We start from the raw sequence: 12,509 nt of genomic DNA, 5'->3' as shown, positions 1-12,509 counted from the left end.
AATGGAAACTTCCGCGACGAATCTATATGAATTTACAATAATTGAATCGACTATTCAAGTGTCATTTCAAGAAAGAAGACATTTATAAGGTCGCTAATTCTAGATTAGGTTGGTATAGGAAATGCGGGATGGACGTTGTCAACTTTACGTTAAGTCCGAAAGTTTTAGCCATAAAGAAAAAGGATCGACCTGGATTGGTTGATCCTTTATCCTACTATCTAAATAAAGCGTGAAAACAGTACAAATGTAGCGCCGTATACGAGGACCGTACGTACGGTGCGACGGGAGGGGCGGAAATTTATTTCCCCTCTACCCTATTTTGTAGTGATACTTTTATCATTATCAATCTTTAGCATACTTAACAACTACGTCGTGTAAAAGTGAAACAACCTCTTTTCCTGCGCGATTGTTGTAATAATTGGCAAAACGTTCATCTGCAATATATATTTGTGCTAAGCCTTTGTGCGCTTCCGCTGAATAGTTCGGCCAAGTATAGGATAGCCATTGTTTATGAATCTCGTATACTTCTTTTGCCTCTGGTGTTTCTAAATCTCTTGTTTCTGCTAATTGATTTAAGCGAGCAAATAACCTATCCTCTAGTTCCTGCATCTTTTGGTAATCTTCCTGATTAAGGTTCATAAATTTTTCATTCGACCTTTCAACCATTTCTTCCCCATATTTTTCTCGAATTTCTTCTCCATATAGCCTTTCATTTTCATTTAAACGTTCTTTTTTTAATCCTTCAAATTTTTCTGCTTCGGTCATTTGAATTTCTCCTTTTTGATATTGGATAGTTTTTCTCACAGTAGCTAACAACTGATCGATTTTTTCTTTTTCTGTTTCTAGATTACGTTGGTGTTCTTGTAGTGCATCAAGTGTACGAAAGATTGGATCGTCTATGATGGACTGGATCTGTGACAACTTGATTCCTAACGAACGGTAAAGAAGAATTTGTTGTAACCGATCGATTTCTTTTTCACTGTACAGGCGATAACCAGCGTCTGAAATCTTTGCTGGTTTCAACAAAGCAATCTGATCATAATAGCGCAGAGTTCGCGTACTTATGTTAGCTATATCGGCGATTTGTTTGATCGTATATTCCATTGTTTCCCTCCTCGATGATTACTATAATGGTTTACGCAACGTAAAGGTCAAGCTTTTTATGTTTATTATAAATTATAGGGTTGAGGGAGGTTAAAAACTTTTTATCACCTCCTATTTTAGTTTAATTATTCAACTACTTTTTAGTTTTTCGCAATAATCCATATAAAAAGAAATCGCCTTTAGCTGCATTGCCAATTGATTATCGAGTTCATCATTAACTATTGTGTAATGCTTTTTTATACTCGCCAGATTTTTGTCCTCGATTTCGTCCACTATTTTTTTAATATCTTCAATTTTATAAATACTTTTACGCAATAAAGTGATGATAATTGTTTTACGAACTTCATTCCTTTCGAAAAAGCGGTACCCACTACTTTTATCTCGAATTCCTTCAATAAGCCCTCGTTTTTCCCAATAACGGATGGTGGAAGCTTCGACATCAGCGAACTTTGCTAGTTCCCCAATGCGCAATGTTTGTTTTTTCATTGATTTTTGTGGAAAAGTAAGGATAAATTCTTTATGCATTCTCAACGTTTCTTTTTTCTTTACTAATTTTTCCTGTGTTTGGGCAATTAGCCAATGAGCTTCTGTAAAATTCTTTTCTTTTGCGGCTCTCATTAGTTGATACGCTACAGGAATGTCAAAACCTTGCAAAAGACTGCGAATTGTCTTAAAAGCAATGACATGTATTTCTCCATACCTTCTGTGACTGCCTTTTGTATACCAAACAGAAGGGACTAAGTCGTTATTTTCATATCGTTTTAAAGTGGTGTTGCTTACACCTATATATTCAACCATTTCTTTCATTGTATACGTCATTTTCTCACAACCTTTAAACAAAACCTTAAAGTCCTTAGTTCATTTTATTGTATCATGGACCAAGAAATAGTAGCGATTTTTTATAGAAAAATAGAATATTGCTTCAATTTGATAGGATAAATATTGAGGTGATGAAATGAATATAAAAATAAAAAACGCTTATGAGAAAAATCTAAGAAATATTGACTTAGATATTCCCAGAAATAAATTTACGGTTATCACAGGGTTGTCTGGTTCTGGAAAAACAACACTGCTTAAAGATACTTTGTATCTTGAATCGCAAAGACAATATTTAGAGGCTATGAATTACCAAGGGACTCCCAAACCTAAAGTAGACCAAATACAAAACTTATCTCCTGCGATTCTCATTGATCAAGAAAATCGAAATGATAATCCACGTTCTACTCTAGGCACGCAAACCGATCTTTATACAGATTTACGTATGATTTTTGAAAAATTGCATCAACGTCGTTGTCCTAATTGCCAAGAAATCATTTCAGCAAGTAATGCTAAAGAAGAAACTGAAAAAATTGATGGAGAATATAACGTGTATATGTATTGTCCACACTGTCATTATAGGATGGAGAAGTTGACGCGTTCGCATTTTTCTTTTAACACAACAGCTGGCGCTTGCCCCACTTGTAAGGGAATGGGAAAGACCCTAGTTATTAAAGACAGCCTTTATCAAAAAGATCAAACGATACTTAATGGAGGAATTGCTACTTGGCCTAAAGGTTATGCTGAATACCAATTTAAATCGTACGCTGCTTTATTGAAATATCTTGAAATCTCTGTTCCAGAAGATATTCCGCTAAAGAAATTTACTTCAGAACAATTGGACCTATTAAAATACGGGATATATTCAAGTGAAATAACGAAAGAGCAAAAAGAAAAGCTGCCTACCAAAGTAGCTGAAGGAAAGTATGAAGGTATTGAACCAAAAATTTGGCAAAAAATTGCTGAGGAAAAAGATATACCCAAAAATCTTAAACCATTTATTAAAGAAGACACTTGTGTTGATTGTCATGGAGAAAAACTAAACGCATTAAGTAGGTTGGTTACAGTGTGTAATCAAAGATTACCTGAAATTACAAAAGGTGATCTAAATCATGTATTAAATTGGGTGTATGAAATAAACGAAAACGAACAGCTGAAATCTTTCGTCGAGGATTATCTTCTGGATATAGAAACGAAAATCAAGCGTATTTCTAAATTAGGTCTCGTCTATTTATCCCTAGATCGTCAATACTCTACACTTTCCGGTGGGGAGATGCAGAGAATCAAATTAGCAGCTGTTTTAGATTCACAAATGACAGAGTTAATTATTATTCTTGATGAGCCGACAATTGGTTTGCATGCTTCTGACACGGCGGGGTTACTAGCGATGATTAATGAAGTCAAAGAGCGAAATAATACGTTATTAGTCATTGAACATGATGAAGAAGTTATTAGAAAGGCAGATCATGTAGTAGAAATTGGGCCTGGATCTGGAGAATTTGGAGGTAAAGTCGTTACAACTGGTACTTATGATGAATTAGAAAATACTTCTTATTCATTACTATTTCAATCAAAACGTGCCATTTATCAGCAAAATAGTTATCAGCGCGATACAAAACAAACGGCTGTGAAAGTGAAAAATGCAAAAACACATAATCTTAGAGACCTGTCACTCGAACTTCCTGCTAATTGTCTGTCTGTTATCACTGGTGTTTCAGGCTCTGGGAAATCGAGTTTACTTTTGCAAGAAATTGCTCAAAATCAACTAGAAGATAGTAAGACGGTTCAGTGGAACAAAGGATTCAAAGATCTTATAGTTATTACACAAAAAAGACCAACACGGAATAAGCGTTCACTTATCGTTACTTACTTAGATGTTTTTGATGATGTTCGTGCTCTTTTTGCTAAGAAATCAAAGAAAGCCAATCTTTCTTTTTCTTCTTCAGATTTTTCATTTAATGCGGGGAATGGCCGATGTCCAAATTGCCAAGGGCTAGGAGTCGTTGAAAGTAATCAACTATTTTTTGAAAATATAGAATTGACATGCCCCATTTGTCATGGTACTAGATATAAAGATGAGATTTTAGAAGTTAAAGTTGATGGATATTCGATTTCAGATGTATTAGAATTTTCAATTGAAGAAGCGATCGATTTTTTTGTGAGGAATGGCCTGAATAGTAAACCTCTACAGTTTTTGACAAAAACAAACCTTGCTTATATTTCCTTAGGACAAGGCACAGATTCTTTGTCTGGTGGTGAAATGCAACGTCTACGTCTTACTAGAACTATTTCTAAACAAAAAGGGAATAACCATCTTTTTATTTTGGATGAACCAACGACAGGGATGCATAAAATTGATGTATTTTATTTTATGAAATTAATCCAAAACTTGATTGAAGATGGTAATACGATTTTCTTTATCGAACATAATTTAGACGTAATCAAACAAGCGGATTATATTGTAGAACTAGGACCTGGTGGTGGTGATAGTGGAGGAGAGTTGATGTTTGTTGGGGATATTTCCCAGTTTAGGAAGACAAGTACACAAACATCAGTTTATTTGTAAAACTTGTAACTAAAAAGCCAACCCTATAATAAAGGGCTGGCTTTTTGTCTGACTATATATTCATTAGAAAACCTATCTTATTTAATATCTTTATACGCTATATTTATGGCGCGCTTAATAGCTGGTCGTTGAGCGATTTTATCTGCCCATGCGTTTAGATTCTTATATTCTTGGGCATTTAAAAAGGTAGCTGCATCACCATATAGTTCGCCTTGAACAAGACGTCCGTACCAAGGCCATATTGCTATATCAGCAATCGTGTATTCATCACCATTAATATATTCTTTATCTGCTAGGTGTCTATCAAGCAGATCAAGTTGGCGTTTAGTTTCCATAGTGTAACGATCAATTGGATATTCTTGCGCATAAGGTGCATAGTAATAGAAGTGTCCAAAACCACCACCGACAAATGGCGCTGCCCCTGTTTGCCAGAATAACCAGTTCATAAGTTCTGTCCGTTCAGCAAGGGAATTTGGAACGAATTTATCAAATTTATCCGCTAAATATAGCAAAATAGATACGGATTCAAATACACGAATCGGTTCATCATAGGAATAATCTACCATTGCCGGGATTTTAGAGTTCGGGTTAATTTTCACAAAATCACTACCGAATTGATCGCCGTCTCCAATATCGATTTTATATAAATCATATTTAGCGTCTTTAATACCAGCCTCTTTTAATTCTTCTAGCATAATCGTTGCTTTCATTCCATTAGGTGTATTTAATGAATAAACTTGTAGTGGTTGTTCTCCTACCGGAAGCTTTTGCTCAAAACGGCTACCAGCTACTGGTTGGTTTCCAAATTTATTCTCTTTTTGATCTTGATTTTCTTCCCACACTTTAGGAATTGTGTAATCTGACATGATATCTACTCCTTGTTTTTATCGCAAAATAAACGAAAAAGCAAGCAAGTGCCAAGCTTTTTCGTTTATTTTTGTTTAGCGGTGATATTTTTCCATTACTTTAATCAACTCAGGTAAATATTCTGGTAGATCAGGGGGTCTTCTACTTGAAACAAGCTGACCATCGGTTACCACAGCTTCATTTACCCATGTAGCACCAGCGTTTGACATATCGTCTTTAATTCCTGGTGTACTCGTTACCGTTTTCCCTTCTAAAACATTAGCTGAAATTAATACCCAACCAGCATGGCAAATTTCACCGATAGCTTTGTTGTTATCTTTCATATGTTTTACGATCTCTTTTACTTCAGGGAAACGACGAAGTTTATCTGGTGCCCATCCGCCAGGTACTATAACTGCATCATATTCTTCTGGATTAACATCAGAAAAAGCGTAATTAGATTCAGCAGGCACACCATTTTTTCCAACGTATGTTTGCTTAGCTTCTGGTCCCACTAAATCTACTTGAGCGCCTTCTTCACGTAAACGAAGAACAGGATACCATAGTTCTAAATCATCAAAATCATGGTCAACCAACGAGATAACTTTATGATCTTTTAGACTCAATACAATTCCTCCTTTACTTATATGATAGTTTCCTTCATAAGAGCACTGTAAGTTAAGTGTAACAGACAAATCATAGAACAACAATTAAGAGGCTTTTATAGTAAAATATCAAGTAACTAAAAAAGATTCGAGCCAATAGTCATTCTTTTGAGTTCATTTTCAATGCATAAAGATTCAAAAAAACATTTTTTTGTTTTACTGAACGAAAAGTGGTACGATTCGTTTTAAGCAAAAGTGTATAAATATGCATTTTAGTGAATTAGGAGGTAAATCTATGAAAAAGCTTCGCGTTTTTATATTAGGTATAGCGTCAATCTTGTCTTTATTTTTTTATTTTACAACCTCAGCACAAGCTCAAACCGATGATTCTTTACAAGAGGTATTAGACAGCGGGGCTTTGACTATTGGTACTTCTGCAGACAATCCACCCAAAGAATATATTAGAATGAATGGTGGTCAAGAAGAGATTGTCGGTTTTGATATAGATGTTGCTCAGAGAATAGCTGAAGAATTGGACGTCGATCTGGAAATCACTAATATGAAATTTGATGGGTTAATTCCAAGCGTACAAGAAGGAGAATTTGATATGGCTTTAGCGGGTTTTAATCCAACACCGGAAAGAGAAGAAGTCGTTAGCTTTTCTGATAGTTATCATGATTTACCTTTTGTTATCTTAACAACTAGAGATAAAGAAGATAGTTATACCTCCATTGAATCTTTAGCAGGTCAGGAAGTAGCAGCGCAAAAAGGATCGACGCAAGAAACGATTTTAAATGACTATATAGAAGAGGCTCGACCGGTTGCCTTAGGTAAATTGCCTGAAGTGATTTCAGAAATTAATGCTGGGACAGCAGATGCAGGCGTTGTTGGTTATTTATCTGCTCGTAATTATTTAGATAATTATCCTAATTTGACAGTTGCAGATATTGATATTGAGGTGTCTGAAGAGGAAACAGCCCAAACTATCGCTTTTCCCAAAGAAAGTCAGGCCTTGATTGCAGAAGTCAATCAAATTATTGCTGAAATGCAAGAAAATGGTGAAATGGACGAACTTTTAGAAAAAAATATTGAAGAAACTCAAGCAGGCGATACAGATTCACAAAATACTTTAGAGGTTTATGGCCCTTTGTTTTTGAGAGGGACTGCTACAACGATTGGTGTTGCTTTTGTTTGTGTGATTGTAGGGACATTACTGGGAGTTTTTGTTGCGATGCTGCGGCTTTCTTCTAATAAATTTATCAATACTATTGCGTTTTTCTATATCCAAGTGTTGCGAGGGACGCCGGCTTTACTGCAAGTATTTATTTTTTACTTTGGCTTATCTTCTATTTTAACCATCCCAGCAATTCATGTCTGGGATATCAATCTGGCACGTTTAATTCCAGGATGTATCGCATTGGCGATTAATTCTAGCGCTTATGTTGCTGAAATTATCCGTTCCGGAATTAATGCGGTGGATAGTGGACAAATGGAAGCTGGATATTCTTTAGGTTTAAATCGACGCATTACAATGAAAGAAATTATCTTGCCACAAGCGACCCGGAATATTTTGCCGGCATTAGGGAATGAATTTGTCTCAATGATTAAGGAGACATCTTTACTTTCTGTGATTGCTGTATCAGAGCTGATGTTTGTAGCTGACACGGTTAAAGCAGCGACTTATCGAACAATGGAATCTTTATTTATTGCAGCGATTATTTACTTTATGATCACATGGTTGGTTTCCTGGTTGGTTTCGCTCCTAGAAAAAAGGCTCGAAAAATCAGCAAAAGTTTAAGGAGGAAGTGTTATGACAGAGTTAATGAAAGTTGTAAATTTACACAAAACTTTTGGCCCCAACCAAGTGTTAAACGGTATTGATACAACCATTCAAAATGGAGAAGTTGTCGTAGTTATTGGGCCTTCTGGTTCAGGCAAAAGTACTTTTTTGCGATGTTTAAACTTATTGGAAGTGCCCACAGAAGGATCTGTGATATTTGAAGGGATTGATTTAACAGCTCCTAAAATGGATATTTTCAAAGTAAGGGAAAATCTGGGGATGGTGTTTCAGTCGTTTAATCTATTTCCGCATAAAACAGTGATGGAAAATATTTGTCTTGCACCCATTAAAGCTGGTTTGAAAAAGGAAGATGAGGCCAAAGAAATCGGATCACGTTTATTACAACAAGTCGGATTAGCGGATAAAGCCGAGGCCTATCCTAATTCTTTATCAGGAGGACAAAAACAGCGTATTGCGATTGCACGTGCTTTGGCGATGGAACCTGATGTAATGCTATTTGACGAACCGACTTCAGCGCTGGATCCAGAGATGATCGGCGACGTTTTGCAGGTGATGAAAGATTTAGCTAAAGAAGGAATGACAATGGTCATTGTCACCCACGAAATGGGATTTGCTAAAGAAGTAGGCGATCGTGTCTTATTTATGGATGAAGGAAAAATCATAGAAGAAGGTCCGCCTGCAGAACTTTTTGATTATCCCGAGCATCCTCGTACTATTGATTTTCTAAGCAAAGTATTACACTAATAACAAAATGAAAGAAGTGAAAGAATGTATATTAAACCTTTTGGTGTTGAACGTTGGTTATCAAAATATGAAACAACTGTGGACTATAATTTAACGAGCACTTCTATTATGCCGCTTTCTATTAATGAATTGCTGGAATTAACCGGGGAAGATGAGGAGCAAGTCAAAGAAAATATATTTTCCATAAAATTAAATTATGGTGCGATTGAAGGTCGACTAGATTATCTTTCGGGCATTGCTAGTTTATATCAAAGTATACAAAAAGAACAGGTGATTTCAACGAATGGTGGAGTAGGTGCATCTCATCTTACGATGATGACTGTCATTGAGTCTGGCGATCATGTAGTAGCGATATTGCCTGCCTATCAGCAAATTTATTCTGTACCAGAATCGATCGGGGCTCAGATGGAGTACTTGTTTTTAGAAAAAACGGAAACAGATTACGTACTTGATTTAAATAAATTAATGCATTTAGTAACGCCTGAAACCAAAGCGATTGTGTTTAATAATCCTAATAATCCAACAGGCGATGTAATCGATGACGAGGCTTTAGAAAAAATGGTAGAAATTGCTAGGAAAAACGACACCTACCTCATTTGTGATGAAGCCTATCGAGGGTTGACGCACAATATTGGGTTTTCAACTTCTGTTGCGGATTTATATGAAAAGGGAGTCAGTCTAGGTAGTATGTCAAAAGCTTTTGCAATGGCGGGGTTACGTTTGGGCTGGATCGCTTCACGTGATGTGAAATTTATGCAAGACGTATATATTCATCGCGATTATACCATGATCAGTAATGGCGTTATCGATGAATATGTCGCAGCTCTTGCGTTAAAACACAAAAATGCCGTACAGCAACGAAACTTGGGAATTACTCAATCGAGAGCTACCTTATTTAAAAAGTGGCTAGATAATGAGCCTAAATTGAGTTATGCTCCTTTTAAAGGTGGAACGGTTGCCTTACCTTATTTCGAAAGTTCTTTATCATCCGAAGAATTTTGTGCCAAAGTGATTGAAGAAAAAAGTGTATTACTAATGCCGGGATTTGTTTTTGATTTAGAAAAGTGTTTTCGGATGGGCTATGCTCGTGAACCTGAAGAAAAAATGATTGCAGGATTGGAGCGTGTTTCTGATTTTTTAGCAACATTAAATCAATAAAATATAAGGGCTGCTAAATTTCTATCTATATAGTGAACCTACCTCCAAAAGATAACGTTTCGATCTAACTTTTGGAGGTCTCTAAATAAAATAGTGGCTTTTTTCTTATCCCCTTTTTTATTTTGCAGATCATGTTACAGTATAACCAAAAAGAAAGGAAATATGACGTATGAACTCTCCTAACATTCAACTGGTGATGAGCGATATCGACGGCACAATTTTGAATGCTCAGCATCAGATTGATGAAAGTTTAAGACCAAATATTCAACAATTGACAGAAAACAATATTCCCTTTGTCTTGGCTTCAGCTAGATCGCCCCGCGGTGTCTTCCCTTTATCCAAAGAACTTGATCTAGGGCAGAATCCGATTGTTTGTTACAATGGGGCGCTTATTTTAGAAGAAAACGGGAATCATTTTCGAATAATCAAAGAACATTTAGTAGCCTTAGAAGAAGTGCAAATAATACTAGAGGTTATTAAAAGACAGTTTCCTAAAGTATCGGTCAATCTGTATTCTGGGGAACAGTGGATGGTTGACAAACGGGACAAATGGGTTGAAATTGAAGCGGCTATTACAAATGAGTCACCAGCAGAACAAAATTTGCAGTCTTTGTTATTGGAAAATGCTCCTCCGATTCACAAACTATTACTTGTGGAAGAACCTGAAACGATTCATGAACTTCATCGTTTTTTAGAAAATTTGCAACTAAAAGACAGTGCTTTTTATTTGTCTAAAGATAACTATCTAGAAGTGACTTCAAAGGAAGTATCTAAAGAAAGGGCATTAATAGAAGTTACCAGATATTATGATACACCGTTGGAAAACGTAATGACTATTGGAGATAACTTTAATGATCTTTCCAAGTTGATCTTAGCAGGTTTAGGTGTAGCGATGGGAAATGCACCTCAAGCAGTTAAAGAAAAATCCGATGTAATCACTTGTAACAATAATGAACACGGCGTTTCACAAGCAATTCGAGACTATGTTTTATAAAAACTTTACCAAATACCAATAATTTTGGTCCATGCCGTTCCTACACCAAGCCAAATAATAATATAGACGATTCCTAAAATGAAATTCATTTTCCACCATTCAGATTGTGTGACAAATTTTGAATCAAAGTAAATCGGTGCTGGACCGGACGAATAGTGGGTCGTAGAGCTTACTAAACTACCAAAGAACCCAAGCATTAACGCAGCTAGTTGCCCAGGAACACCGGCTGTCAAAGCGACACTCAATAAGGCTGCATACATGGCACTAACATGTGCTGTGGCACTAGCAAAGAAATAATGACTATAAAAATAAATGAGACATAGTAAACATAAAACCAGAAACCAGTTCATATTGCCCAAATTAGCAACAATTAATTGACTAAACCAAGGGATAAAGCCTAATTCATTGAGTTGAGTAGCCATCATGACTAAAATAGAAAACCAAGTGAGGGTGTTCCACGCGCCGGTTTCTTTTAAGACATCTTGCCAACTTAAAACGCCAGTTATTAGCAATAAAGCTAGTGCGATAAATGCTGTTAAGGTAGCGTCTATGCCTGTTAAACTGCTTGTCATCCATGAAATGAGCGCTAAGATAAAAATACCACTCATCATTTTTTCTGAGCGTGAAAAAGTTCCCATATCTTTTAATTGCTTATTAGCCCATTGTTTAGCATTAGGTGTCTCTTTAATTTTGGGTGGATATATTTTATAGATCAGAAATGGAATAATGATTAAAGAAATAATTCCTGGCACTAAAGCAGCTAAAAACCAAGTTATCCAATTAATGGTGATATTCGCATTGCTGGCAAATGCCTGCGCTAACGGATTTCCAGCCATCGCAGTCAAAAACATGGCGGATGTAATAATATCACCATGAAATTCTGTGAACATCAAAAAGGCGCCTATATCCTGACGCGTTTCATCTTTTGGATTGGAGTGAAAGGCATCAGCCAGAGATTGAATAATTGGATAAATCACTCCGCCAGCCCGTGCTGTATTACTTGGTGTTGCTGGAGCTAAAACTAAATCAACACCAATGATTGAATAGGCTAGCTGTAATGTTCTTTTGCCAAATAAGGAAACAAAATTAAGCGCAATTCTTCTGCCAAGACCAGTTTTAATAAAACCGCGCGAAATAAAAAAAGCCATCGCAATCAACCAGATACTGCTATTTCCAAATCCAGCAACCGCTGTGTCAATATCGATAACGTTGGTTAAAGTGGCAGCAACAAAACCAATAATAGAAATTGCCCCGATAGGTAAAGGTTGAGTGATGCAGCCTATGATTGTGGCAACAAAAATGGCAAACATTTGCCATGCTTCAGCAGACAAGGGCTCTGGGCGTAACGATGTGCATAACCACAAAAGGACTCCCACAAGCACTGGCCATAGAAATTTTTTGTATTGCTCTTTACTTAATAACAACGACAGACTTCCTTCTTTCTTTTAAAGCAAATTTTTTCTTTTAAAATAAATATAACACTTTTTAATGTTGCATTTAATTATATAGATAGTTTAAATTTATCCTGAATGATTTCTAAAAATTTGTGGATAACTAAACGGGCCGGTCAACAGGGTTGTTGTTCGTGTTATTTTCTATTTTTGCTATCGTTTTTGAACCAAACACAGGAAAGAACTACTGTAGAACGCTAAAAAAGGGTAAAGGTCTTCCTAGAAGGTGGAAAATACGCTTTTTATAAGGAAAGAGTGAAGAGAATAAGTTAAAGATTCAAGCGCTGGATTCGCGTAAGGACTTCCCAGAAAAGCGTGTTATAAACGTTGGTACTAGAAAGGTGAATTTGAATTTTTCGCGCATGTTCCGTGACTCTTCCTGCGATATGGAAGAGTTGAAAGCGGATCGTGTCAATCACTGTGG

Annotated in this window: 11 protein-coding genes and 1 pseudogene; 6 read left to right on the top strand and 6 right to left on the bottom strand. The window is 36.2% G+C overall.

The genetic code is table 11. The features are described 5' to 3' along the window. A pseudogene (locus G577_RS12655) lies at window positions 1-233 on the top strand (group II intron reverse transcriptase/maturase); the annotation flags it as partial. Between the two features lie 109 nt (window positions 234-342). On the opposite strand, the gene G577_RS0108380 reads toward G577_RS12655, so the two are convergent. Together G577_RS0108380 and G577_RS0108375 are read right to left on the bottom strand one after the other, a co-directional pair. Next, on the bottom strand, window positions 343-1,104 hold the full coding sequence (locus G577_RS0108380) for a MerR family transcriptional regulator (RefSeq protein ID WP_028790823.1): 762 nt from the start codon (window positions 1,102-1,104) through the stop codon (window positions 343-345). A 129-nt stretch (window positions 1,105-1,233) separates the two neighbouring features. Further along, window positions 1,234-1,923, bottom strand: a complete 690-nt coding sequence (locus tag G577_RS0108375; protein WP_038024203.1) for a MerR family transcriptional regulator — start codon at window positions 1,921-1,923, stop codon at window positions 1,234-1,236. Between the two features lie 136 nt (window positions 1,924-2,059). Between G577_RS0108375 and G577_RS0108370 the strand changes: the two genes are divergently transcribed. Next, window positions 2,060-4,486, top strand: a complete 2,427-nt coding sequence (locus tag G577_RS0108370) for an ATP-binding cassette domain-containing protein (protein WP_028790821.1) — start codon at window positions 2,060-2,062, stop codon at window positions 4,484-4,486. Between the two features lie 77 nt (window positions 4,487-4,563). Here G577_RS0108370 and yghU read toward each other — a convergent pair whose 3' ends face one another. Beyond that, complete coding sequence (gene yghU / locus G577_RS0108365; protein ID WP_028790820.1) at window positions 4,564-5,352, bottom strand: glutathione-dependent disulfide-bond oxidoreductase; 789 nt, start codon at window positions 5,350-5,352, stop codon at window positions 4,564-4,566. A 75-nt stretch (window positions 5,353-5,427) separates the two neighbouring features. Next, on the bottom strand, window positions 5,428-5,958 hold the full coding sequence (locus tag G577_RS0108360) for a type 1 glutamine amidotransferase domain-containing protein (protein ID WP_028790819.1): 531 nt from the start codon (window positions 5,956-5,958) through the stop codon (window positions 5,428-5,430). A 274-nt stretch (window positions 5,959-6,232) separates the two neighbouring features. Between G577_RS0108360 and G577_RS0108355 the strand changes: the two genes are divergently transcribed. The 4 genes from G577_RS0108355 (at window position 6,233) to G577_RS0108340 (ending at window position 10,634) form a co-directional block, all read left to right on the top strand. Beyond that, the gene (locus G577_RS0108355; protein WP_028790818.1) at window positions 6,233-7,735 is read left to right on the top strand and encodes an ABC transporter substrate-binding protein/permease; all 1,503 of its coding nucleotides are present in this window, start codon (window positions 6,233-6,235) and stop codon (window positions 7,733-7,735) included. Window positions 7,736-7,747: 12 nt separating this feature from the next. After that, a complete protein-coding gene (locus G577_RS0108350) occupies window positions 7,748-8,482 on the top strand; it encodes an amino acid ABC transporter ATP-binding protein (RefSeq protein ID WP_028790817.1) in 735 nt (244 codons plus the stop codon). A 24-nt stretch (window positions 8,483-8,506) separates the two neighbouring features. Continuing rightward, window positions 8,507-9,640, top strand: coding sequence for an aminotransferase class I/II-fold pyridoxal phosphate-dependent enzyme (locus G577_RS0108345; RefSeq protein WP_028790816.1), 1,134 nt, complete (start codon window positions 8,507-8,509; stop codon window positions 9,638-9,640). 169 nt (window positions 9,641-9,809) lie between these two features. Further along, on the top strand, window positions 9,810-10,634 hold the full coding sequence (locus tag G577_RS0108340) for a Cof-type HAD-IIB family hydrolase (protein WP_028790815.1): 825 nt from the start codon (window positions 9,810-9,812) through the stop codon (window positions 10,632-10,634). A gap of 5 nt (window positions 10,635-10,639) precedes the next feature. On the opposite strand, the gene G577_RS0108335 is transcribed toward G577_RS0108340, so the two are convergent. Together G577_RS0108335 and G577_RS11875 are read right to left on the bottom strand one after the other, a co-directional pair. Beyond that, window positions 10,640-12,058, bottom strand: coding sequence for an anion permease (locus tag G577_RS0108335; protein ID WP_028790814.1), 1,419 nt, complete (start codon window positions 12,056-12,058; stop codon window positions 10,640-10,642). A gap of 296 nt (window positions 12,059-12,354) precedes the next feature. Continuing rightward, on the bottom strand, window positions 12,355-12,509 hold a 155-nt coding region (locus tag G577_RS11875; RefSeq protein ID WP_211219230.1), incomplete at its 5' end, for a transposase.

Origin of the sequence: Tetragenococcus muriaticus DSM 15685 (genome assembly GCF_000423785.1) — a bacterium.
Lineage (GTDB): Bacteria > Bacillota > Bacilli > Lactobacillales > Enterococcaceae > Tetragenococcus > Tetragenococcus muriaticus.
Note: the sequence above shows the minus strand (reverse complement) of the source record. Positions and strands in the feature narration are given on the sequence as shown.

Excerpts from the sequence above, each read along its gene's own strand:
- G577_RS0108380 (WP_028790823.1), bottom strand. The coding sequence starts at position 1,104 with ATGGAATATACGATCAAACAAATCGCCGATATAGCTAACATAAGTACG.
- G577_RS0108375 (WP_038024203.1), bottom strand. The coding sequence starts at position 1,923 with ATGACGTATACAATGAAAGAAATGGTTGAATATATAGGTGTAAGCAAC.
- G577_RS0108370 (WP_028790821.1), top strand. The coding sequence starts at position 2,060 with ATGAATATAAAAATAAAAAACGCTTATGAGAAAAATCTAAGAAATATT.
- yghU (WP_028790820.1), bottom strand. The coding sequence starts at position 5,352 with ATGTCAGATTACACAATTCCTAAAGTGTGGGAAGAAAATCAAGATCAA.
- G577_RS0108355 (WP_028790818.1), top strand. The coding sequence starts at position 6,233 with ATGAAAAAGCTTCGCGTTTTTATATTAGGTATAGCGTCAATCTTGTCT.
- G577_RS0108350 (WP_028790817.1), top strand. The coding sequence starts at position 7,748 with ATGACAGAGTTAATGAAAGTTGTAAATTTACACAAAACTTTTGGCCCC.
- G577_RS0108345 (WP_028790816.1), top strand. The coding sequence starts at position 8,507 with ATGTATATTAAACCTTTTGGTGTTGAACGTTGGTTATCAAAATATGAA.
- G577_RS0108340 (WP_028790815.1), top strand. The coding sequence starts at position 9,810 with ATGAACTCTCCTAACATTCAACTGGTGATGAGCGATATCGACGGCACA.